The following is a 21,151-nucleotide window of genomic DNA, read 5'->3' on the forward strand; positions in this document are numbered from 1 at the left end:
CTACTGGAGGTTGCCACGTGCTCCCCAACGGACAAGTACCTTTCCGCACGAACTGCGAAAGCGTGGGCGTCTCCATCCTCGTCCGGGTCGGCGGCGAGGTCGACTGCACGACGGCCGGCGAACTGGCCGAGTGCCTCACCCAGGCGGTCGCGGCGGTCATCCCGCCCGCACCCGTCGTCGTGGACCTGAGCGGTGTCCGCTTCCTCGGCGCCCAGGGCATCGGCGTGCTGCTCGACCACCAGGACCTGTGCCTGCGCCACGGCAGCGCGCTGATCGTCGTCGCGAACACCGCCGCGGTGCTGCGCCCGTTGCAGGCCCTGGAGCTGATGAGCGTGCTGGGCGTCCGGTCCTCGGTGCTCGACGCGCTGACCCCGCCGGAGGTCCCCGCCTAAGCCCGTTCGGCGGCGCTGCGCAGCACGCAGAACTCGTTGCCCTCGGGGTCGGCGAGCACCGCCCACCCCGAGCCGTCGGGGTTGCGGTGGTCGCCGACGAACGTCGCGCCGAGCCCGAGCAGCCGCGCGACCTCCTCGTCGCGCGTGGTGTCCGGGCGCAGGCAGAGGTGCAGGCGGTTCTTGACGGTCTTGGGTTCCGGCACCTCGTTGAAGTACAGCACCGGCCCCTCGGCCATCAGCACCTCGCACTCCGGGTCGCCCGGCTTGTCGTCGGGGTGCAGCGGGCGACCGGTCACCTCGCTCCAGAACAGCGCGAGCTCGTAGGCGTTCGCGCAGTCGATCGCCACGTTCTGCAACACCGAAGTCATGCGCGTGATCCTAGTTCGTCCACAAAGGACTTGCGTCCTTTCTCCCACGTGCCGGCCTCGGTGTGCCCCTGGTTGTCGCACGACCGGAGGTTTTGGGCAGAGTCGAAACGTCTCAGCGAAGTTGACGTTGTTCGCACATCGCTGGCAGGGTCGATCCCGAGGGCTTCTTCGCGCGGCTGGGACGTCATAGCAGAGATCGAGAGGAAGTTCTTTGAGGTTGATAACCAGAGTTCTTGCGCTCATCACGTTCACGCTGTCCGCGGTCCTGGTCAGCACCGCGCCGGCGCCCGCCGCCACCGCCCAGGCCGTGGAACTCGCCGCGCCGGCCGGCAGCGGCCTCCCGCCCTACGTCGCCGTCATCACACCCGTGACCGCGAAGCGGCTCGCCTCCAGCTGGCGCGAAGGCTGCCCCGTCGGACCCGGTCAGCTGCGGCTGGTCAGCCTGAACTTCGTCGGCTTCGACGGTGCCGTGCGTCGTGGCGAACTGGTCGTCAACGCCGATCTCGCCACCGAGGTCGCCCGCGTGTTCGCCGACCTGTACTTCGGCCGGTTCCCCATCCAGCGGATGGAGACCATCGAGAAGTACAACTCCGACGACGACGCGTCGATGGCGGCGAACAACACCTCGGCGTTCAACTGCCGGCCGATCACCGGCGGCACCGCCTGGTCCAACCACTCCTACGGGCGGGCCATCGACATCAACACCGTGCAGAACCCCTACATCTCCCGCAGCGGTGCGGTCTATCCGCCCAACGGCGCGCCCTACGTCGACCGCACCCAGAACGTGCCCGGCATGATCCACGCGGGCGACGCCACCGAGCAGGCGTTCACCACGCGCGGCTGGACGTGGGGCGGCTTCTGGGACACCCCGATCGACTACCAGCACTTCGAAAAGCCCTGACAGCAGCATGAGAAGCGGTCGCCGCGTACCGGCCCGGCTTCATCGTCCGTTGATGTCGTGCCACCAGTGATCGTCGATGGTCACTTCGTTCGTGCCGAGCAGGTGCATGAACTCGACGATGTCCACGGGTGGTGGGGGAACGGTCATTGCCGCGGTGACTTCAGCCGGAAGCCTGACGTTGTGGTCTTCGACGTAGTGGGCGAGCCCTTCAGGCCAGACGAAGTGCACGCCATCGGTCAGCTCCGTACTCCCGTTGGCCCTTCCGCAGATGCGACAGAACGACATGCCGGCGGCAGCGACGAACACAGTCCCGGAGCGAAGGTAGGCGACTGTTCGATCGCGCTGTGCGGCGTCCGGTGACGGATCGACGAACGCCCGGACGTCAGGCCATCCAGGCGTGTCGGGACCGAGCCAGTATCCGATCAGTCGCAGGTTCCTGGTCGACATGTTCACCAGGACATCGTCGCAGACACCGATCATGAGCGACCTCGTCGCGTCAACGCCCTTGGCGGCCCCGTGGCGGCCTTCCCAGGTCCGCCACGGGGTACCCGGTCACGCCCGGTCGAGGAACCCCTTCATCATCGCGATCTGCGCGGTCCGCGACTTGTCGATGCGGTCCGCGAGGTCCTTCACCTCCTGGCTCGCGCCGCTGCCGGTCTCCCAGCGGGCCATCTGCACGGCGTCGTCCTGGTGCGCGATCATGACGTTGAGCAGGCGCTGGTCGAACTCCGCGCCCCGCAACGCCGACAGCCGCCCGACCTCCTTGGGGTCGGACTCGCGCATGCCGCCGTGGCCCGTGTGCGCGTCGGGCGGTGCCGTCAGGGGTTCGCCCCACGACGTGAGCCAGTCGCGCATCGTGTCGGCCTCGGTGACCTGGGTCTGCTCGATCGCGACGGCGAGCGTGCGCAGCTCCTCGTTCTGCGCGCGGTCCTTCGCGAGCGCGACCATCTCCACTCCCTGCTGGTGATGGGGGAGCATCATCTGCAGGAACATCACGTCCAGCGGATCGCCGCGCAACACGGTGTCCGGCTGCGTCGCAGCGCAGCCGGACACCATGAAGGCGAGCAGCAGCAGGAAGAACCGCATCAGAGGCGTCGCCACAGGGCGGGCGTGTTGGGCGGTTCCCAGCCGGCGATGGCGGTGTGCGCGAGCTGGCACTCGTAGTTCACGCCGCCGTAGGTGACGCGGTTGCCGACCGAGTAGGTCGTGCCCGCGGCCCACGTGCCACCGGCCGGCGGCTGCGTCGTGGTGGTCGTGGTCGTGGGCGGCTGGGTCGTCGTCGTGGTCGTCGGCGGGTTGGTGGTGCCGCCGCCGAAGTCGACGTCCGAGCACGTGTAGAACGCCTCGTTGCTGCCCACCACGCGCTGCCAGATCGAGTAGACGATGTGGCGGCCCGAGCGGTTCGGCAGGTTCAGCGTCCAGTTGGTGAACGTGGACGGGTTCTGGTTGTTGAACGTCTGGAGGTGCACGAGGTCCGACCACTTCAGCGGCATGGTCGGGTTCCAGCCGTCCCTGGTGATGTAGAACTCGAAGTTGCTGTTCGAGTGCGGTGCGGACGCGTGGTACGTGACGGTCAGCGAGCCCGGCGAGACCCGCTTGGCGGGCCAGTCGGCGCGTTGCAGGTCGAGACCGCGGTACTTGTCACGACCGGCGCTGCAGAGCTTGCCGTCGGGGATGAGCTGGCGGTGGCGCCCGCCGGCCTCGAGCAGCGAGACCTCGTTCCAGTCGTAGTACGCCTGGGTGCCACCGGCGGCGACGGCGGCCTTGCAGGCGTCGGACTTGGGCGTCTCCGGACCCTCGTTCTTGCACGTGTAGACGCGGCTGGCCGGGTCGGACATCGTGCCGTGGGCGATCGCGGGTGTCGTGGGAACGATGAACGCGACGACGATCGCGGTGGTGGCGGACAGGCTCGCGAGGGCAAGCCGAGTGCGTGTCTTCACAAGCGCCTCCTGGCAGGCGGAGGTGGCGACCACTTCCCTGGGGAGGCGGTCGCGTGACGGGTCGGCGGCCCTGGTTCACGAGTGTAAACAATTGGTTGAACCATTTCGCTGGACCAATCGGGCGAATCGCCCACCCTGCGATGAGTTCCGGGGACACCGACGGTCTGCCTGCACGACGGATCTCCGGAAGGGTGGGGCAGCGTGGACCTGCACAGCGTGATGTGCGTGAGCGACCTGGCGCGGTCGTTGGAGTGGTACGGGGTGTTCTTCGGCCGGGCGGCGGACGAGGTCATCGGCGAGGAGCACCTGTGGCAGGTGGGGGAGAACGCCTACGTCGTGCTCGACTCCCGTGACGTCCGATCGGCGCGCGTTGGCGGTTCGATGGTCACGTTCGGGGTGTCGGTGAGCGAGTTGGGCGGCGCGTTGGAGCGGCTCGCGGCGCACGGCGTGACGCACGATCCCGTCGAGACGTATTCGAACGGTGTGCAGCACGTCGAGGTGCTCGACCCGGACGGCAACAGCCTCTCGCTCGCCGCACTGCCCTGAGTCCTCCTGCGACCAGATGCGCACCTGCTGGCGGTTCGTCGTAGAGTCGGGCTAGGTCAGCCGCTTCGAGACGGGACAGGCGTAGATGAGCGACGAGAACGTGCTGGGGCGCATCAACGAGCTGGTCGCCGAGGAGCACGAGCTCCGGCAGCAGCTCGCGTCCGGCGAGATCTCCACGGACGAGGAGCACGCACGGCTGCGGTCGCTCGAAGAGGCCCTCGACCAGTGCTGGGACCTGCTGCGGCGGCGCCGCTCGGCCCGGTCTCTGGGCGAGGACGCCGAGGACGTGCCCGCCCGCTCGGTCGGCGAGGTCGAGGGCTACCTGCAGTAGTCAGTTCTTCGTGTCGCGGAAGATCACCCAGCGCATGACGCTGTACATGAACGCGGCCTCGCACGCGCCGGCGGCGATGCGGGACAGGTGGTACTGCAGGCCGAACTCGGTCAGCGCGCTGCCGACCCCGAGGATGAACGCCAGGTAGTTGATCAGGATCGCGACGGCGTAGAGCCCGGCCTGCGGGCCGACCGGCGCGTGCGAGCGGAAGTTCAGGGCCCGGTTGAGCACGAAGCTGAGGCCGAACGCCAGGACGTAGGCGATCGTGAACGCGATCGGGACCGGCAGGCCGAGGCCGCTGCGGAACAGCGTGAGCAGCAGCAGGTCGATGCCGAACGTGAACCCGTTGATCAGGGCGAACCCGAGGAAACTCGGCGCGACGACGCGGGACAGGCCGAACGGCAGCCACCTCACCACGACTTCCATCCGGTCGTGGAACCTCGTGCCGAGGTCCCGGTCGTTCTCGTGCGTGGTGGGCGTCCCGCCGGTCATGGTCACGACAGTGCCACGTCCGAGAGGGACGAAAGCGACGAAACGCCTGGTGATCGACAGGCCGACCACAGGTGTTCAGCGGGTGTTCAGGTGGTTGAACCGCCGCCAACGCGTGGGGCTCATTCCGTGCAGTTTGCCGAACGTGCGCGCGAAGTAGCCGGCGTCCGGGATGCCCACCTGGCGCCCGATGTCGCCCACCGGGAGGTCGGTCACGGCCAGCAGACGCCTGGCCTGCACCATCCGGCGTTCGGTGATCCACTCGCCCACGGTGCGACCGGTCCGCTGACGCACGGTCGACGTGAGGTGGCCGGGGGAGATGCTGACGGCGGCGGCGACCTCGCGCAGCGACAGCGGTTCGGGGTAGCGGCGCTCGATCACGTCGAACACCGCGGCCAGCAGCGGTTCGGCGTTCTCGCGCAGGTCGCCGACCAGGTCCGCGGCCAGCCTCGACACCCCGACCAGCAGCAACGTGAGGTGCGCCGACACGGCCTCCCGGTAGCCGTCGCGGCGCTGGGACAGTTCGTCGTGCAACGCCTCGACCCGAGCCGCCCACTCGGCGCGTGCGGGAGCGGGCACCTTGAGTCGCAACGCACCGGTGGCGCCGCCGTGCACGAACGGGAACAGCAGCGGGTGCGTGCGCCACGCCAGGTGCGTGCCGGGTGTGTCGGAGCTCAGCACGTCGGCGGTGAAGAAGACGCCCCAGCCCCGCGCGCCCAGGAGGTCGTCGCTGCGGGCCCGGCCCATCACGTCGCCGGGCGCGATGACGAACAGGTCGCCCGCCTCGACGTGGCGGACCTGACGGCCGTGCCGCACGACGCCGCCGGACGTCTCGAAGTACGCGATGCCGGGGAAGTCGTGCGAGTGGGCCTCGTGCGCGCCGTCGACCTCCACGCCGTGACCGAGCGGCACGACCGCCACCGACAGCTCGCCGGGAGCGGGTCGCCAGGCGTACTTCGCGGGCTCGTCGCCGGTCATCCGCGTTCGTCGGGTGCGCACCGTCAAATCATCCCACTCAAACCACGGATCGGCACAGAAATCAGTGTGTGCTGGGAGGCAGGATGGACGCATGGCCGAAAAATCGTCCCAGGAGCGCGACTACCTGCCCGGTATGGGCAAGCACTACCTGCTGCCCTTCTACGACCTCCTGCACCGGGTGTCCTCGCTCGGTCGCGTCCACGCCGAGATGGTCGGCCTGGCCCGCCCGCAACCCGGTCAGCGCGTCCTCGACGTCGGCTGCGGCACCGGGAACCTGTTGCGCGCCACGGCGAAGAGGCACGCGGGCGTCGAACTCGTCGGCGTCGACCCCGACCTGAAGATGCTGGCACGCGCCGAACGGAAGCTCCGGCGCGCCAACGCCAGGCTGGACCGGGGGTTCGCGCAGGAGTTGGCGTTCCCCGACGACTCGTTCGACGTCGTCTTCTCCAGCCTGATGTTGCACCACCTCGATTCGCGCTCGCAGGACGAGATGCTCGCTGAGGTGCGCCGCGTGCTGAAGCCGGGCGGCGTCCTGGTGCTCGCTGACCTCGCGTCCCACGGGCACGGCCACGGTCACGGGGAGTCCGGTCACCACCACGGTGGCGACGCCGTCCGGCAGCGGATCGAGGCGGCCGGGTTCACCGCGGAGCCCACCGTGCTGCGCAAGTTGCGGATGTTCGGCACCATAGGAATCGAGGTCGCGAGAGTCCACTAGGGACAGGTCCATTGTCGACCGATTGATTGGGCACGATGTTGCTTTGCTCCCAACGGATCCAATGGATCACGAACTTTCCGGTTACCGACGTGAGAGCGCGTTCTCCCCTCTAAGCTGCCCGCCGTGACAGATGCGACGGGAAGTCTGGTGGCACAGCGCTACCGGCTCGTTCAGGTGATCGGCACCGGCGGCATGGGCCGGGTGTGGCTCGGCCGTGACGAGGTCATCGGCCGTGAGGTGGCCATCAAGGAGCTGCTGCTCCCGGCCGGTCTCGACGCGCAGCAGCGGGCGGTGCTGTGCCAGCGAGCCATGCGCGAGGCGCAGCTCGCCGGCCAGCTGAACCACCCCGGCATCGTCACCGTGCACGACGTCGTCGAGTACAACGGCACCCCGATGATCGTCATGGAGTTCGTCCGGGGCGGGTCGCTCTCCGACCTGATCAAGACCCAGGGCGCGCTGCCTCCCGACCAGGTCGCGTACATCGCCACGTCGATGCTCAGCGCGTTGCGGGTGGCGCACCAGGCCGGGATCGTGCACCGCGATCTCAAGCCCGCCAACGTGTTGCTGTCCGGCGACCGGGTCGTCATCACCGACTTCGGCATCGCCCGGCTCACCGGCGACGTGCCGCTGACGACCGACGGGTCGATCGTCGGCACGCCCGCGTACATGGCGCCCGAGCAGGGCACCGGCGCGCCGATCACCCCGGCGACGGACCTGTGGTCGCTCGGCGCCACCCTGTACGCCGCGGTCGAGGGCAGGCCGCCGTACCAGGGCCAGGACTTCATGACGACCCTGTCGATGCTGCTCACCCAGGAACCGCCGCCCCCGCAACGCGCCGGGCACCTGTCGTCGCTGCTCGGCGGCCTGCTGCGGAAGAACCCCGCCGAACGCGCCACCGTCGACCAGGCCCTCGCGATGCTCGCCGGCGCCCCGGTCGTGCTGCCGGTCGTAGCGAGCCCGAAGTCCAGCGTCAGCAGGCGCACGGCGCTCTTCGCGGGCATCGGCGCGGTGGCGGCCATCGGTGGCGGCGCCGCGTGGTGGATCACCTCGCGCAACACCGACGGCGAGGGCGCCCAGCTGCCGTCCACCAACGACAACAAGGCGGCCTCCAACAAGGAGGGCGGCTCCGAGCAGTCCCCGACCAGCACCAAGGCCGATCCGGGCACGCCGAAGGAGATCGCCGAGCACGTCCAGTTCGTCGACCACAAGGACGCGATCGCGTCCATCGCCTGGAGCCCGGACGGCAAGTTCCTCGCCAGCGCCGAGGACGGCCTGGGCGACGGCGGCGACCTGGTCCGCATCTGGGACACCACCACGAACAAGGTCGTCGGCACCGTCCAGCTGCCGTCCGGCCCCGGCGGCGCGGCGGCCACCGCGGTCGCGATCAGCCCGGACGGCAAGATCCTCGCGGCGGGCGGCAACCGCACCGGCGACTTCACCACGTACCTGTGGAACATGGCCGACCGCTCGATGATCGGCGGCCTCGACGAGAGCCGCTCGATCATGAAGACCCTGCGCTTCCACCCGGACGGCAAGACCCTCGTCGGCGTCACCCACACCGGCCGCACGCAGGTCTGGGACGTGGCCACGCGCAAGGTCAAGATCGGCCTGAACGAGGTGCGCGGCAGCAGTGAGCTGTCGTTCAGCCCGGACGGCAAGCTGCTCGCCTACGCGGGCAGCAAGTACCAGGAGATCAGGATCGTCGACCCGGCCTCCGGCAAGACGGTCAAGACCATCAACGACTCGACCGGCGACGGCGGCTCGTTCTCGCCCGACGGCAAGACCCTCGCGGTCGTCGACGGCGACGGCAAGAACAGCATGCAGCTCTGGGACGTGGCGTCCGGCCAGAGCAAGGCCGTGTTCCTGCGCGCGGACGACGACCTCACGCTGTCCAGCGCGCTGTTCCACCCGGACGGTGACACGGTCGCGGCCTGGGGACAGGGCAACTTCGTGCAGTTGTGGGACGTGGAGACGAAGAAGATCCGCGCCACCGTGATCGGGGCGGCCGGGCAGATCCAGGCCGTGGCGTTCTCGCCGGACGGCAAGCGGATCGCGGCGGGCGGCGACGACAAGATCGTCCGGATCTGGAAGCTCTGACTAGAGGCCTTCCAGCTCGAAGACGTCGATGCCGTGGCGTTCCAGCGTGTCCGCGAACGCCTCGATGACGTTGTCGAGGATCCACTCGCACCGCGCCTTCAGCACGGCTCCCTCCGCGCTGCGGAACGCCGGGATGGTCGGCGTGAGGCGGGCGGAGACGGTCCAGTCGGTGTCGTACTGCCACAGTTCGGCGGCCGGGGTCAGCAGGATCCCGGCCTCCTTGAACGCACCGGGGTGGGTCGCGCTCGGCGTCCTCGTGGTCAGCACCAGCCAGCCGGACGCGATGCGGACCTTCTGGTCGCCGACCCGGTCGTTCAGCGTGTGCTCGGCGGGGATCTGGTGGTTCGTCAGCAGGACCACCACCTTGCGTCCCCACTCCGAGATCGTCGCGGCCCGCTCGGCCCACAGCCGCGCCGCCGCCTCGTCGGCGCGCTTGCGCTCCTTCATGAACGTCACAAGGTCATCCATGATCGGTGAACATAGCGTGACTCGGCCGTCACAAACCGTGTGATCGCTGGAAACGCGCGGTTCGTAGCGTCGAACTCCATGACCCTTGACCAGGTTGTGGAGCGCGCGGAGGCTCCGGCGGCGTCGAAAGAGACGCTGGAGGACTACACGCTGCGGTTCGCCCCGCGGACGTACCGGCGCTGGACGCCGGCCGTCGTCGGGGCGTCCGCGCTGGGCGGGATCGCCTACATGGCGGACTTCTCGATCGGCGCGGGCATCGCTCTGACCCACGGCACCGGGAACGCGTTGCTGGCCATCGCGTTCGCGGCCGTCGTCATCTTCGTGACCGGCTTCCCGCTGGCCTACTACGCGGCGCGGTACAACATCGACCTCGACCTGATCACCCGTGGGTCGGGCTTCGGCTACTACGGCTCGGTGATCACCAGCGTGATCTTCGCGAGCTTCACGTTCATCTTCTTCGCCCTCGAGGGCTCGATCATGGCGCAGGGCCTGCGGTACGCGCTGGGCCTGCCGTTGTGGCTGGGGTACCTGGCGTCGACGCTGGTCATCATCCCGCTGGTGATCTACGGGATGAAGGTGCTCGCGAAGCTGCAGAGCTGGACGAACCCGTTGTGGTTGCTGCTCATGGTGGCGCCGCTGCTGTACCTGGTGATCGCGGACCCGTCGTCGGTGAGCCGGTGGCTGTCGTACGGCGACCAGGGGGTCAACCTCGCGGCGGTGATGCTCGGCGCGGGCGTCTGCCTGTCGCTGATGGCGCAGATCGGCGAGCAGATCGACTACCTGCGGTTCATGCCGCCCCGCACGGCCGAGAACCGGCGCGCGTGGTGGACGTCGATGGTGATGGCGGGGCCCGGCTGGGTGGTGTTCGGTGCGCTGAAGCAGGCGATCGGCGCGTTCCTCGCGATCTACGTGCTCGACGCGGTCGGCAAGGTCGCGGCGGTGGAGCCGATCGAGCAGTTCACCGGCGTGTTCAAGCAGTTCATGCCCGCGTGGCTGGTGGTGCCGCTGGCGCTGGTGCTCGTGGTGCTCAGCCAGGTGAAGATCAACGTCACCAACGCCTACTCGGGGTCGCTCGCGTGGACGAACTCGTTCACCCGCGTGACGAAGCGCTATCCGGGCCGCTTGGTGTTCGTGCTGGTCAACCTCGCGATCGCGCTGATCCTGATGGAAGCGGACATGTTCAGCTTCCTCAACAACCTGCTGAGCTTCTACTCGAACTGCGCGATGGCGTGGGTCGTCACGGTCGCGGCGGACATCGCGATCAACAAGTACGTGCTCAAGCTGTCGCCGAAGCAGCCCGAGTTCCGCCGCGGCATGCTGTTCGCGGTCAACCCGGTGGGCGTCGGGTCGTTCCTCGCGTCGTCCATCCTGTCCATCTCGGTCTACTTCGGACTGTTCGGCGCGGGCGTCCAGCCGTACTCGCCGCTGGTCGCCGTCGGCATCCCGATCGTGCTGACGCCGCTGCTCGCGATCGTCACGCGCGGCCGGTTCTACCTGCGCCGCACCGACGACGGCATCGAGGAGCCGCTGCTGGACTCCGACGGCAACCCGAGCGGCACGCGGTACGACTGCGTGGTGTGCGCGGAGTCGTACGAGCGGCCGGACATGACGGCGAGCGCGCAGGGCGGCCAGATCTGCTCGCTGTGCCTGAGCACCGACCGTGACGGGCGCCACGTGCTTCCCGCCACCTGACCGGCGCGCCTCCACGGGCGAGGTCCGTTCTGATCGAGCAAACTGCACGTCATGCAGGAATGGGCCTTGCTCGCCGTCGCGGCGGTGCTGATCATCGTGGTGGTGTCGTACGCCGCGCCCAAGCTGGGCGTGGCGGCGCCGGTGCTGCTCGTGCTGGTCGGCATGGCGTGCAGTCAGGTGCCGGGCGCACCGCACCTGGTCGTGGAACCCGAGTGGATCCTGGTGATCGTGCTGCCGCCGATCTTGTACTCGGCGGCGGTGAACGTGCCGGTGGTCGACTTCAGACGCAACTTCGCGACCATCGGCGCGCTCTCGGTCCTGCTCGTGATCGTGTCCGCGTTCGGCACCGGGCTGCTGATCTGGTGGCTCGTCCCGGACATCGGCTTCGCGGCCGCGCTCGCGCTGGGCGCGGTGATCAGCCCGCCGGACGCGGTGGCCGCCACGTCGATCGGCAAGAAGCTCGGGTTGCCGCCGCGGCTCGTGACCATCCTGGAGGGCGAGGGCCTGGTCAACGACGCGACGGCGCTGGTCCTGCTGCGCACGGCGATCGTCGCGATCACGGCCAGCGTGTCGTTCGGCAGCGCGCTGGGCGACTTCGCGTACGCCGTGTCCGTGGGCGTGGCGATCGGTGCCGCCGTCGGCATCGTGTCGGTGTGGGCGCGCTCGAAGATCCAGGGCCAGCCCGTGCTGACGACGGCGATCTCGTACGTGGTGCCGTTCCTGGCGTTCATCCCGGCCGAGGAGGTGCACGCGTCCGGCGTGATCGCCGTCGTCGTCGCCGGGCTGATCACCGGTCACCAGAGCGCGCGCAAGTTCACCGCGCACGACCGCATCTCCGAACGCACCAACTGGCGCACCATCCAGCTGATCCTGGAGAACGGCGTCTTCCTGCTGATGGGCTTCGAACTCACCTCGGTCGTCAGCGCCGTGGCGGACGACGGCCTGGCGCGCACGCTGGTGATCGGCGCAGTGGCCACGGTCGCGCTCGTCGTGCTGCGGGTGGCGTTCACCATCCCGGTGATCGCCCTGCTGCGGCGCCAGCAACGCCGCGCCGACGCGTTCACCAGCAAGCTAGAGGCCTTTGTGGACAGGTTCACCGCACGCGGCCCCCAGCCCGGCGAGGAGAAGCGCTACGACCGCGGCATCCGCATGCTGCAACGCAAACAGGCCGACGTGGCGTTCTACGCGACCGAGGGCCTGAGCTGGCGCGGCGGCGCGGTGCTCGCCTGGTCCGGCATGCGCGGCGTGGTCACCGTGGCGGCCGCCCAGACGTTGCCGGAGGACCTGCCGTACCGCAACGAACTGATCCTGATCGCGTTCACCGTCGCGATCCTCACCCTGGTCGTGCAGGGCGGGTCGCTGCCGCTGGTGATCCGGTGGCTCGGCATCAGGGGCGATGACGACGACCACTCGCGCCGCGAGTACGCCCGGCTGGCCGGCGAGCTCGTGACGGCGAGCCGGACGTTGCTGGAGAGCGACACGTTGTGCCGGGAGAGCGGGGAACCGTTCGACGAGCACCTGCTGGAGCAGACGCTCGAACGCATGATCGCGATGAGCGAGGGCATCGAGAAGAAGTTCCTCGAACAGGACCCGGACAAGTCGGTGCACCAACGGTTCGAGCTGCAGCGGATGATGACGGACGCGCAGCAGAACGCCCTGCTGGACGCGCGGGCCGGCGGCACCTACGCCTCGCACACGCTGGAACGCGCGCAGACGTTCATCGACAGCCAGAGCGCCCGCTTCATGTGACGCGGTCAGAACGGGTTGCCGCTCACCTTCGCCTGCACGTCCACCGCGTTGCGCGGCGACGCCCCGAGCGTCAGCCGTGACACGATCTTGTACCGGTCACCCCGGTAGATCGAGTGCACGTACTCGACCTGCCGCCCCTCGGCGTCGGTGGTGAGCCGCTCGAACAGCAGAGCCGGCGCCAGCACCGGAACCGCGAGCAACGCGGCCTCCGACTCGTTCACCACCGTGGGCTCGATCGACTGCACCGCTTCGGAAACGTGCACGCCGTGCTCGCGCAGCCGTTCGTAGAAGTCCCCGGACTCCATGTCGTGCAACGTCAACGAAGGCGCGACGGAAGCCGGCACGTGCAGGTACTCCAACGCCATCGGCTCGCCGTCGACCAGCCGCAGCCGGGCGATGTAGTGGATCTCGGCGGCGGGGGAGACGTGCAGCCGCCGGCCGACCCTCGCCCCTGCCGGGATGCGGGCGTGCTCCAGGACGCGCGACGACCACACCCCGCCCGCCTGGGGCAGGGACATGGACCCCGTGTCGGACACCATCTCCTGGGTGATCTTGGCGCGGGCCACGAAGGTGCCCCTGCCGTGCTGGCGGACCAGCAGGCCGGTGTTGACCAGTTCCTCCACCGCCGAGCGGACGGTGGGGCGGGACACCGAGAGCTGTTGGCACAGCACGCGTTCCGCCGGGATGGGGGCTCCTGCGGGGTGGGTCTCGATGAGTTCGAGCAGGTGGTCGCGGACCCGCTCGCGCTTCAGGATCGCTTCGGCCATGCCTCTCCGCTTCGTCGGCGGCCAGTATGGCATACCACTGGTAAGTAACCAGCCCGTTGAAGATCGAGAGCGCTCCCACGCGTCCGAACTGGGGATTGACCGGAGAAGTGGTCTATGCCACTTTCTACCTCACCCGTCGAGACCTGACCAATTGGTCACATCCCAGCGAGAGGTGAGTCGTGTCGCGCTCCGCTGCCTTACTGGTTCTTGCACTCGCCCTGTCCGCCTGCGGCACGGAGGCAGGAGGGGGTGAGAAGCAGGAGATCACCGTGTGGCTCATGAAGGACACGGCCACGGACGACTTCGTCCAGAGGTTCGAGACCGAGTTCGAGAAGGACCACGCGAACCTCGACCTGAAGATCCAGATCCAGGAGTGGAACGGCATCACGCAGAAGGTGACCAGTGCGCTGGCCAGCACCGATCCGCCGGACGTGATCGAGGTCGGCAACACCCAGGTCGCGCAGTACGTGGCCAGCAAGGGCGTCACGGACCTGTCCGGCAGGAAGTCCGAGCTGCAGGGTGACGACTGGATCCCCGGCCTCGCCGACCCCGGCGCGGTCGACGGCAAGCAGTTCGGCGTTCCGTTCTACGCGGCCAACCGGGTCGTGATCTACCGCAAGGACCTCTTCGAGGCCGCGCAGGTCACGCCGCCGAAGACGCGCGAGGAGTGGCTCGCCGCCACCGCGAAGCTCGACCAGGGCGAGCAGCAGGGCATCTACCTGCCCGGCCAGAACTGGTACACGCTGTCCGGGTTCGTCTGGGACGAGGGCGGCGACCTCGCGAAGCAGGACGGCGGCAACTGGAAGGGCTCGCTCAACACCTCGGAGGCGTTGGCGGGCATGGACTTCTACAAGCGGCTCCAGGCGCTCGGCGACGGCCCGAAGGACGCCGACGAGTCCAAGCCGCAGCAGACGGACGTGGTCGCGGGCGGCAAGGTCGCGCAGTTCATCGCGGTGCCCGGCGCGGCGAAGCTCGTCACCAAGGCCAACCCGGCGCTGGAAGGCAAGATCGGCTTCTTCCCGATCCCGGGCAAGGCCGCGGACAAGCCCGGCGCGGTGTTCACCGGCGGTTCGGACCTGATCATCCCGCTGGCGTCGAGCAGGCAGGACGGCGCGTACGAGGTCGTCAAGGCGCTGGCCGGCGAGAAGTGGCAGGTCGAGCTCGCGAAGGCGATGAACTACGTGCCGAACCGCAAGTCGCTCGCGAACGCGGTCGGCGGCGATCCCGGCACGGCGGCCATGGCGCAAGGTGCGGCCAACGGGTTCGCCACGCCGAACTCGCCGAACTGGGCGGCGGTCGAGGCCCGCAACCCGATCAAGGAGTTCCAGACGGCGGTGCTCACCGGCGCCGACCCGAAGACGGCCGCCGCGAAGGCCGACGAAGTGATCACCCAAGCGCTCAACTCCGGCAAATGACGCTCCTCGCCGAGAGGCCGGTGCAGGAGACTGCACCGGCCCCGCCGCCGAGGCGCAAGCGTCCGATCCTGCCGTACCTGCTGATCGCACCCACCCTGCTCACCACCGCGTACCTGCTGCTGTACCCGCTCATCCGCAACGTGATCATCTCGGTGCAGGAGTTCGGGCTGCCGCAGCTCGTCCGGGGCGACGCGAAGTTCGTCGGCCTGGCCAACTACGCGAAGGTGCTCTCGGACCCCGAGTTCTGGGGCGTGGTGCGCAGGACGCTGTACTTCACCGCGATCAACGTCGTGCTCATCATGGCGCTGTCCACTTTGGTCGCACTGCTGCTGGTGCGGCTCGGCAAGTGGTTGCGGTTCCTGGTGATGGGCGGCCTGGTGCTGACGTGGGCGACGCCGATCATCGCCGCCACGACGGTGTTCCAGTGGCTCTTCCAGTCCCGGCTCGGCATCGTGAACTGGGCGCTGGTCGCGCTCGGCTTCGAGGAGTATCGCGGCTACACCTGGTTCGCGGACGGCGACGCCACGTTCGGCATCCTCGTCGCGCTGATCGTCTGGCAGTCGGTGCCGTTCGCCGCGCTGTCGCTGTACGCGGCGATGATCACCGTGCCGCAGGAGCTGTACGAGTCGGCGCGGATCGACGGCGCCGGCGCCTGGCGGGTGTTCACCACCATCACGTTCCCCATGCTGCGCGCCATGTTCGGGCTGATCACGTGCCTGGAAGTGATCTGGGTCGTCAAGGCGTTCGTGCAGATCTGGGTGATCAGCCAGGGCGGTCCGGGGCAGGCCACGACGACGTTGCCCGTCTACGCCTTCCAGGTCGCGCAGTCGTTGCAGCGCTACGACCTGGGCGCGGCGGTCTCGATGCTGATGGTCGTGCTGCTGGTGCTCGCACTGCTGGCGTACTTCCGCCAGCTCTACCGGCAGGAGCGGGAAGCATGATGATCGGGAGGATCTCCCGCACGACGGCGGCGCTGGTGGTGTTCGCGATCTCCGTCTTCCCCGTCTACTGGATGGTGCTGACGGCGTTCAAGCCCACCAAGGACATCCAGAGCGAGACGCCGACGTTCCTGCCGATCCCGCTCACGTTCGACCACTTCGGCACCGCCATCGCCGCCCAGGGCTTCTTCTCGTTCTGGCGCAACAGCCTGCTGGTCGCGGGAGGGGCGGTGCTGCTGGCCCTCGGTGTCGCACTGCTCGCCGCGTTCGCGATCGCCCGGCTGCAGTGGAAGGGGCGCAGGGCGTTCGTGCTGATGGTGTTCGTCGCGCAGATGACGCCGTGGGAGGCGTTGCTGATCCCGATCTACGTGATCGCCCGCGACACCGGCATGCTCGACACGCTCTGGATCCTCACGCTGGTCTACTTCATGATGACGCTGCCGTTCACGATCGTGACGTTGCGCGGGTTCCTCGCGGCCATCCCGGTGGACCTGGAGGAGGCCGCGCAGGTCGACGGCTGCACGCGCGGCCAGGCGTTCCGCAAGGTCGTGTTCCCGCTGCTCGCGCCGGGTCTGCTGGCGACCTCGCTGTTCGGGTTCATCACGGCCTGGAACGAGTTCGCCTTCGCCAACGTGCTGATCATCAAGGACCAGGACGACCGCACGCTGCCGGTCTGGCTGTCGTCGTTCAACAACACGTTCGGCACCGACTGGGGCGCCACGATGGCCGCCTCCACGCTGTTCATGCTGCCGGTGCTGCTGATCTTCGTCGTCTTGCAGGGCCGGGTCACCACCGGCATCGTCGGAGGGGCGGTGAAGGGATGATCGTGCCGCTGCCGACCAGGATCGTCCGGCGCAGCAAGGGGTTCACGCTCGACTGCGGCACCAGCATCAGGGTCACACCCGGCGCCGAGTCCGCCGCCCGGCTGCTGCGGACGTTGCTCAGGCCCGCCACCGGACTGCCGTTGCCGCTCGCGGACTACGGCCAGGTCCTCATCGCGCTCGACGCCAAGCTCGTCGGCCTCGGCGAGGAGGGCTACGCGCTCACCGTCAACGAGCACGGCGTCCTGCTCAGGGCGGCCACGAAGGACGGCCTGGCGCACGGCGTCCAGACCATCCGCCAGTTGCTGCCACCCGAGGCGCTGCGGCCGAACCGGGTGTCCGATGTGGAGTGGACGCTGCCGGGCGTCGACATCCGGGACGTGCCGCGGCTGCCGTGGCGCGGGTTCATGCTCGACGTGGCACGGCACTTCCAGCCGGTGCACGTGCTGCGCCGGTTCATCGACCTGATGGCGTTCCACAAGCTCAACGTCCTGCACCTGCACCTCACCGACGACCAGGGCTGGCGCGTGCCCGTCCCGGCCCACCCGCGGCTCACCTCGATCGGCGGCTGGCGCACCGAGACCAACGGCGACGGCGTCCCGCACGGCGGCACCTACACGCGCTCCGAACTGGAGGGGCTCGTCGCGCACGCCGCCGACCGCGGCATCCGGGTCATGCCGGAGATCGAGATGCCCGGTCACGCCCGCGCGGCGCTGGCCGCGTACCCCGACCTCGGCATCGCCCCCGAGCCGTTGCCGGTCTGGACCCATTGGGGCATCAGCGATGCCGCGTTCGGCATGCACGCCCTCGGGTTCGTCCGCGAGGTGCTGGCCGAGGTGCTGGAGATCTTCCCCGGCGACCACGTCCACCTCGGCGGCGACGAGTGCCTGCTGCCCGAGGACGTGCACGCCCAGTTCCTGAAGCAGGCGAGCAAGTACGTGCTCGACCGCGGCCGCACCCCGGCGGCGTGGGAACCGACCGGCGACGCGCGGTCCGTCCTCATGCCGTGGAAGGACGAAACCCAAGCCACCAAGGCACTTGATCGCGGCCAACCGGTCGTGATGGCCCCGCACACCTCCACCTACCTCGACTACCCGCAGACCGACGGCACGCACGAACCACCCGGCCAGCCCGGGTACGTCGTCACCACCCGCGACGTCTACCACGTGCCGCTGCCCGACGGCGTGCTCGGAGCCCAGTGCCAGCTGTGGACCGAGCACGTGCGCGACCGGAACCACCTGGAATACCTGGCATTTCCCCGACTGGCCGCGCTGGCCGACACCCTCTGGTCCCAGCGCCCCGAGTGGGAGGGCTTCACCACCAGGATGCGCCTCCACTCGTCAAGGCTCGCCGCCCTGTCCGTCCCTGCCGAAATGAGGAGAGAACGTTGCGAGCACTCCTAGCCGCGTCCTGCGCGGCACTGGCGGTGGCCGCACTGGCCGTCGCACCGAACGCGTTCGCCGCCGACGCGATCACCGCCCAGTACCGGACCAGCGCGTCCGGTGCCACGACCGACCAGGCCGAACCCTGGTTCAAGCTGGTCAACTCGGGCAGCACGAGCGTGCCGCTGGCCGACGTGAAGATCCGCTACTACTTCAAGGCCGACACCCCGGACGTCGGCTACCGGTTCGCCTGCTCGTGGGCCGTGCGCGGCTGCGGCAACGTGACGGGCCAGTTCGGCACCCTCACCGGCGGCCCGGCCGACCGCTACCTTGAGGTCGGCTTCACCTCCGGCGCCGGCACGCTCAACCCCGGCGCCGACTCGGGCGACCTGCAACTCCGCTTCTACCGCACCAACTGGGGCCCGATCACCCAGACCGACGACTACTCGTTCCGCGGCGAGAGCACCTACTCGGCGTGGAACAAGGTGACCGTCCACCGCGGCAGCACGCTGCTGTGGGGCACGCCGCCCGGTGGCACCCCGCCCACCACCACGACGACCACGACGACGCCGCCGAACCCCAACGGCCCCAAGATGTTCGACGACTTCGCCTACACCAACTCCAGCGACTCGCGGATCAGCCAGCGCGGCTGGACCGTGCGGTCGGGCGCGGGCGGCCCCGGTGTCCCCGGCGCCGAGTGGGACGCCTCGCGCGTCACGTTCCCGACCGTCGACGGCCAGAAGGTCATGCGCCTCGACTCGTGGAACAACGGCTCCGCGGCCAAGCAGACCGAGATGTTCCACCAGCGCAAGTTCTTCGAGGGCACCTACGCGTCGCGGGTGAAGTTCAGCGACGCGCCGGTGTTCGGCCCGGACGGTGACCACGTCGTGCAGACGTTCTTCACCATCACCCCGCTCGACGCGCCGATGGCCCCGAACTACGGGGAGATCGACTTCGAGTACCTGCCCAACGGCGGCTGGGGCGAGCAGGGCAACATCATGTACGAGACCACGTGGGAGACCTACCAGAACGAGCCGTGGGTCGCCGACAACATCCACAACGAGCAGCGCCAGAGCTACAACGGCTGGCACGACCTGGTGTTCCAGGTAGCGAACGGCCGGGTGAAGTACTACATCGACGGCACCCTGGTCGCCGACCACGGCGACAAGTACTACCCCGAGACGCCGATGTCGATCAACTTCAACCTCTGGTTCATCTCGGGAGGCCTGCAGGGCAGCAGCGCCGAACGCGCCTACCAGCAGGAGGTCGACTACGTGTACTTCGCCAAGGACCAGGTGCTGAGCCCGGCCCAGGTGAAGACGGCGGTGCAGGACTACCGCAACGCGGGCGTCACGCACACCGACAACGTGTGACCGCGGACGGGCGCCCCGAAGCTCTTCGGGGCGCCCGTCTCAGTCCTTCAGCAGCTCGTCCACCAGCACCGCGATGTCGTGGTCGCCGTACCCGCGCCGCAGGTGGTGCATCTGGATGTGCACGAGGTGCTGGAGCTCCGGGGGCAGCGACTCGGCCCGGAGCGCGCCGCGCAGGCCGACGAGCACCGGGACCACCTTCTTGTCGTGCTGGTGCGCGAGGATCAGCTCCTTGCGCACCCAGTCCTCCGGATCCTCCAGGAACCGCCTGCCGTCGTTGTTCGTCTGGCTCTCCCAGCGCCGGCCGACGACGGCGATCAGCGTCTCGCAGCCGCGCACGTTCTCCTCGAGGGTCTCAGCGAAGTCGGGCAGGCCCGGTCGCATCGACCGCACGTCGTAGAACACGGCCTTCTCGCCGAGCCGGCGGACCAGTTCCCGGTGCAGCAGCTCGGGAACGGCCTCCGCGTCACCGGTGCGGAAGTTGATGAAGAACTTCGGCGACGACGGCAGCGGTGGGTTCACCTCGACGCCGTACGGCTTGAGCAGGTCGATCAGCCACGGCAGCTCCGCCGGGTCGTCGAGGGCCCGGGACGGCCCGGCTGCCGGAGGAGCGGCGCACCGGTCGCTGAACAGGACGACCGTCTGCTTCGGCATGTCCGCGATGGACTGCCAGAGGATGCCGTCCGCCCAGGGAACCACGCGGTGCAGCCACTCCGCCCACTCCCTGGTGGCGTGGAACAGGTTCGGCGTGGTCATGGTGAGCCAGAAGTCCTGGTGGACCGCGGCGAGGTCGGGTGCGTAGTACAGGCGGACGAGGTTCAGGTCGGCGGTGGTGCGCATCTCGGTGAGCACCTGCCCGGTCAGCGCCGACCGCTGGAGGAGCCGCTGGCTGCCGTCCGCGAAGGCGAACTCGCGCAGGAACCGTTCCCCGAGAGCGGTTTCCGGTGCGGCGGACATGCAGAGCGTGTGGTGCTCGGCGCCGACGCACGCGTCGAACCTCCCACCACCGAAGACGCCGCGGTGCTGGGGGTCGAAGAGGTCGGCGTCCAGGTCCGCGCGGTGGACGCGGTGGAACGTCGCTCCCGCTGGGATCGTCTCGCGGACCGGTGTACCGGTGAGCGCCGGCGGGGGAGGCATCTCGGGCACGGCTCAGCCCTCCGTCACCGCGACGGCGGCGGCCAGCAGCAGGTCGTCGGATGTCCGTCCGATCAGCTCGTACGGCGGCTCGGCGAGCCAGGCGTTCGTGCTGAACCACCAGTCCGCCGCACCCCACGGGTCCTCGTGGGCGCGCAGCAACCAGTTCACCCGCAACACGACCTCCAGCGGTGTGCCCGACTCGTCGAACTGGAACAGCGGCACGGACGCGCTGCCGTCGTCCCGGTGCAGCTTGATCACCCCGAACGCGTCCGGCGCGTGCCCGCGTTCGCGGAGATCCGCCGCTGATTCCCAGTCGTGCGTGAGAATGCGTTCTTTCGCGCTGCGCGGCCTTCCGTACAAGCGCGCGTCACCGGAGATGGCAACGAGAAGGCGGTCGAGCTCGCGAATTTGCCCTGGGTTGGCATAACGGACTCCGGCGTCGGCGAAAACCGGGTCGTCGTGGGGGAGGAGTTCGCCGAGCAACCGCGTCAGGGCATGTGCGATGGCCGCCCGTTCGTCGGAACTCTGGGCTGACCGCAACGCGTCCACCAGCCCGCGCAGCCGGGTGCGCCCGTCAGGTCCGAGCAGGTGGGTGACCCTGTCCCAGTCCGCGACGAGCGCGTCGATGATGTGCTGCACCGCCACGCGCACCACT

General features: G+C 69.0%; 23 protein-coding genes. 13 read left to right on the forward strand and 10 right to left on the reverse strand.

Annotation, left to right across the window (positions count from 1 at the left end; all coding sequences use genetic code 11):
* The first annotated feature begins 62 nt into the window (after window positions 1–62).
* Window positions 63–392, forward strand: a complete 330-nt coding sequence (locus ACFWNN_RS05905; protein WP_382438720.1) for an STAS domain-containing protein — start codon at window positions 63–65, stop codon at window positions 390–392.
* Here ACFWNN_RS05905 and ACFWNN_RS05910 read toward each other — a convergent pair.
* Window positions 389–760 carry a VOC family protein gene (locus ACFWNN_RS05910; RefSeq protein ID WP_382438721.1) on the reverse strand — a complete coding sequence of 124 codons (372 nt, stop codon included), beginning with the start codon at window positions 758–760 and terminating at the stop codon, window positions 389–391. The two genes, ACFWNN_RS05905 and ACFWNN_RS05910, sit on opposite strands and share 4 nt — an antisense overlap.
* Window positions 761–977: 217 nt before the next feature.
* On the opposite strand from ACFWNN_RS05910, the gene ACFWNN_RS05915 reads away from it, so the two are divergent.
* A complete protein-coding gene (locus ACFWNN_RS05915) occupies window positions 978–1,661 on the forward strand; it encodes a M15 family metallopeptidase (RefSeq protein ID WP_382438722.1) in 684 nt (227 codons plus the stop codon).
* 39 nt (window positions 1,662–1,700) lie between these two features.
* Here the strand turns inward: ACFWNN_RS05915 and ACFWNN_RS05920 are convergent, their stop codons facing one another.
* The 3 genes from ACFWNN_RS05920 to ACFWNN_RS05930 form a co-directional block, all read right to left on the reverse strand.
* Complete coding sequence (locus tag ACFWNN_RS05920) at window positions 1,701–2,141, reverse strand: hypothetical protein (protein ID WP_382438723.1); 441 nt, start codon at window positions 2,139–2,141, stop codon at window positions 1,701–1,703.
* 72 nt (window positions 2,142–2,213) lie between these two features.
* Window positions 2,214–2,762, reverse strand: a complete 549-nt coding sequence (locus ACFWNN_RS05925; protein ID WP_382438724.1) for a DUF305 domain-containing protein — start codon at window positions 2,760–2,762, stop codon at window positions 2,214–2,216.
* Window positions 2,747–3,601, reverse strand: coding sequence for a lytic polysaccharide monooxygenase (locus ACFWNN_RS05930; RefSeq protein WP_382438725.1), 855 nt, complete (start codon window positions 3,599–3,601; stop codon window positions 2,747–2,749). The genes ACFWNN_RS05925 and ACFWNN_RS05930 overlap by 16 nt, the downstream gene beginning before the upstream one ends.
* A 201-nt stretch (window positions 3,602–3,802) precedes the next feature.
* On the opposite strand from ACFWNN_RS05930, the gene ACFWNN_RS05935 reads away from it, so the two are divergent.
* Together ACFWNN_RS05935 and ACFWNN_RS05940 are read left to right on the forward strand one after the other, a co-directional pair.
* The gene (locus tag ACFWNN_RS05935; RefSeq protein WP_382438726.1) at window positions 3,803–4,147 is read left to right on the forward strand and encodes a VOC family protein; all 345 of its coding nucleotides are present in this window, start codon (window positions 3,803–3,805) and stop codon (window positions 4,145–4,147) included.
* 85 nt (window positions 4,148–4,232) lie between these two features.
* Window positions 4,233–4,478 (forward strand): DUF2630 family protein, encoded by a 246-nt coding sequence (locus ACFWNN_RS05940; protein ID WP_382438727.1) that lies wholly within the window; start codon window positions 4,233–4,235, stop codon window positions 4,476–4,478.
* Here the strand turns inward: ACFWNN_RS05940 and ACFWNN_RS05945 are convergent, their stop codons facing one another.
* Window positions 4,479–4,970, reverse strand: coding sequence for a GtrA family protein (locus tag ACFWNN_RS05945; RefSeq protein WP_382438728.1), 492 nt, complete (start codon window positions 4,968–4,970; stop codon window positions 4,479–4,481).
* 75 nt (window positions 4,971–5,045) lie between these two features.
* Entirely contained in the window at window positions 5,046–5,966 is a 921-nt protein-coding gene (locus tag ACFWNN_RS05950) for an AraC family transcriptional regulator (RefSeq protein ID WP_382438729.1), read from the reverse strand.
* 70 nt (window positions 5,967–6,036) lie between these two features.
* Between ACFWNN_RS05950 and ACFWNN_RS05955 the strand changes: the two genes are divergently transcribed.
* Together ACFWNN_RS05955 and ACFWNN_RS05960 are read left to right on the forward strand one after the other, a co-directional pair.
* The gene (locus ACFWNN_RS05955) at window positions 6,037–6,660 is read left to right on the forward strand and encodes a class I SAM-dependent methyltransferase (protein WP_382438730.1); all 624 of its coding nucleotides are present in this window, start codon (window positions 6,037–6,039) and stop codon (window positions 6,658–6,660) included.
* Between the two features lie 123 nt (window positions 6,661–6,783).
* Window positions 6,784–8,757, forward strand: a complete 1,974-nt coding sequence (locus ACFWNN_RS05960; protein ID WP_382438731.1) for a WD40 repeat domain-containing serine/threonine protein kinase — start codon at window positions 6,784–6,786, stop codon at window positions 8,755–8,757.
* On the opposite strand, the gene ACFWNN_RS05965 is transcribed toward ACFWNN_RS05960, so the two are convergent.
* A complete protein-coding gene (locus tag ACFWNN_RS05965) occupies window positions 8,758–9,225 on the reverse strand; it encodes a hypothetical protein (protein WP_382438732.1) in 468 nt (155 codons plus the stop codon).
* 78 nt (window positions 9,226–9,303) lie between these two features.
* Between ACFWNN_RS05965 and ACFWNN_RS05970 the strand changes: the two genes are divergently transcribed.
* Both ACFWNN_RS05970 and ACFWNN_RS05975 read left to right on the forward strand, forming a co-directional pair.
* Window positions 9,304–10,917 carry a purine-cytosine permease family protein gene (locus tag ACFWNN_RS05970; protein ID WP_382438733.1) on the forward strand — a complete coding sequence of 538 codons (1,614 nt, stop codon included), beginning with the start codon at window positions 9,304–9,306 and terminating at the stop codon, window positions 10,915–10,917.
* Window positions 10,918–10,968: 51 nt separating this feature from the next.
* Complete coding sequence (locus tag ACFWNN_RS05975) at window positions 10,969–12,666, forward strand: cation:proton antiporter (protein ID WP_382438734.1); 1,698 nt, start codon at window positions 10,969–10,971, stop codon at window positions 12,664–12,666.
* Window positions 12,667–12,671: 5 nt separating this feature from the next.
* On the opposite strand, the gene ACFWNN_RS05980 is transcribed toward ACFWNN_RS05975, so the two are convergent.
* Complete coding sequence (locus ACFWNN_RS05980) at window positions 12,672–13,433, reverse strand: GntR family transcriptional regulator (protein WP_382438735.1); 762 nt, start codon at window positions 13,431–13,433, stop codon at window positions 12,672–12,674.
* Between the two features lie 278 nt (window positions 13,434–13,711).
* Here ACFWNN_RS05980 and ACFWNN_RS05985 point away from each other — a divergent pair, with 278 nt between their 5' ends.
* The 5 genes from ACFWNN_RS05985 to ACFWNN_RS06005 are packed head-to-tail and all read left to right on the forward strand — an operon-like array spanning window position 13,712 to window position 19,362.
* Window positions 13,712–14,848 carry an extracellular solute-binding protein gene (locus ACFWNN_RS05985; RefSeq protein WP_382438736.1) on the forward strand — a complete coding sequence of 379 codons (1,137 nt, stop codon included), beginning with the start codon at window positions 13,712–13,714 and terminating at the stop codon, window positions 14,846–14,848.
* Window positions 14,845–15,789, forward strand: coding sequence for a carbohydrate ABC transporter permease (locus tag ACFWNN_RS05990; RefSeq protein ID WP_382438737.1), 945 nt, complete (start codon window positions 14,845–14,847; stop codon window positions 15,787–15,789). Before ACFWNN_RS05985 ends, ACFWNN_RS05990 begins: the two co-directional genes overlap by 4 nt.
* Complete coding sequence (locus ACFWNN_RS05995; RefSeq protein WP_382438738.1) at window positions 15,786–16,610, forward strand: carbohydrate ABC transporter permease; 825 nt, start codon at window positions 15,786–15,788, stop codon at window positions 16,608–16,610. The genes ACFWNN_RS05990 and ACFWNN_RS05995 overlap by 4 nt, the downstream gene beginning before the upstream one ends.
* Window positions 16,607–18,010 carry a beta-N-acetylhexosaminidase gene (locus ACFWNN_RS06000; RefSeq protein ID WP_382438739.1) on the forward strand — a complete coding sequence of 468 codons (1,404 nt, stop codon included), beginning with the start codon at window positions 16,607–16,609 and terminating at the stop codon, window positions 18,008–18,010. The genes ACFWNN_RS05995 and ACFWNN_RS06000 overlap by 4 nt, the downstream gene beginning before the upstream one ends.
* A complete protein-coding gene (locus ACFWNN_RS06005; protein WP_382438740.1) occupies window positions 17,995–19,362 on the forward strand; it encodes a cellulose binding domain-containing protein in 1,368 nt (455 codons plus the stop codon). Before ACFWNN_RS06000 ends, ACFWNN_RS06005 begins: the two co-directional genes overlap by 16 nt.
* A gap of 39 nt (window positions 19,363–19,401) precedes the next feature.
* On the opposite strand, the gene ACFWNN_RS06010 is transcribed toward ACFWNN_RS06005, so the two are convergent.
* Both ACFWNN_RS06010 and ACFWNN_RS06015 read right to left on the reverse strand, forming a co-directional pair.
* Window positions 19,402–20,496 carry an RES family NAD+ phosphorylase gene (locus tag ACFWNN_RS06010; RefSeq protein ID WP_382438801.1) on the reverse strand — a complete coding sequence of 365 codons (1,095 nt, stop codon included), beginning with the start codon at window positions 20,494–20,496 and terminating at the stop codon, window positions 19,402–19,404.
* A gap of 12 nt (window positions 20,497–20,508) precedes the next feature.
* On the reverse strand, window positions 20,509–21,141 hold the full coding sequence (locus tag ACFWNN_RS06015) for a hypothetical protein (protein ID WP_382438741.1): 633 nt from the start codon (window positions 21,139–21,141) through the stop codon (window positions 20,509–20,511).
* Window positions 21,142–21,151 lie beyond the last annotated feature (10 nt).

The sequence above is a fragment of the Lentzea sp. NPDC058450 genome, from assembly GCF_042721395.1.
Taxonomy (GTDB): Bacteria; Actinomycetota; Actinomycetes; order Mycobacteriales; family Pseudonocardiaceae; genus Lentzea.

Excerpts from the sequence above, each read along its gene's own strand:
- ACFWNN_RS05985 (WP_382438736.1), top strand. The coding sequence starts at position 13,712 with ATGAAGGACACGGCCACGGACGACTTCGTCCAGAGGTTCGAGACCGAG.
- ACFWNN_RS06010 (WP_382438801.1), bottom strand. The coding sequence starts at position 20,496 with ATGCCTCCCCCGCCGGCGCTCACCGGTACACCGGTCCGCGAGACGATC.
- ACFWNN_RS05940 (WP_382438727.1), top strand. The coding sequence starts at position 4,233 with ATGAGCGACGAGAACGTGCTGGGGCGCATCAACGAGCTGGTCGCCGAG.
- ACFWNN_RS05995 (WP_382438738.1), top strand. The coding sequence starts at position 15,786 with ATGATGATCGGGAGGATCTCCCGCACGACGGCGGCGCTGGTGGTGTTC.
- ACFWNN_RS05965 (WP_382438732.1), bottom strand. The coding sequence starts at position 9,225 with ATGGATGACCTTGTGACGTTCATGAAGGAGCGCAAGCGCGCCGACGAG.
- ACFWNN_RS05990 (WP_382438737.1), top strand. The coding sequence starts at position 14,845 with ATGACGCTCCTCGCCGAGAGGCCGGTGCAGGAGACTGCACCGGCCCCG.
- ACFWNN_RS05980 (WP_382438735.1), bottom strand. The coding sequence starts at position 13,433 with ATGGCCGAAGCGATCCTGAAGCGCGAGCGGGTCCGCGACCACCTGCTC.
- ACFWNN_RS05970 (WP_382438733.1), top strand. The coding sequence starts at position 9,304 with ATGACCCTTGACCAGGTTGTGGAGCGCGCGGAGGCTCCGGCGGCGTCG.
- ACFWNN_RS05955 (WP_382438730.1), top strand. The coding sequence starts at position 6,037 with ATGGCCGAAAAATCGTCCCAGGAGCGCGACTACCTGCCCGGTATGGGC.
- ACFWNN_RS05945 (WP_382438728.1), bottom strand. The coding sequence starts at position 4,970 with ATGACCGGCGGGACGCCCACCACGCACGAGAACGACCGGGACCTCGGC.
- ACFWNN_RS06000 (WP_382438739.1), top strand. The coding sequence starts at position 16,607 with ATGATCGTGCCGCTGCCGACCAGGATCGTCCGGCGCAGCAAGGGGTTC.
- ACFWNN_RS05920 (WP_382438723.1), bottom strand. The coding sequence starts at position 2,141 with ATGATCGGTGTCTGCGACGATGTCCTGGTGAACATGTCGACCAGGAAC.
- ACFWNN_RS05975 (WP_382438734.1), top strand. The coding sequence starts at position 10,969 with ATGCAGGAATGGGCCTTGCTCGCCGTCGCGGCGGTGCTGATCATCGTG.
- ACFWNN_RS05910 (WP_382438721.1), bottom strand. The coding sequence starts at position 760 with ATGACTTCGGTGTTGCAGAACGTGGCGATCGACTGCGCGAACGCCTAC.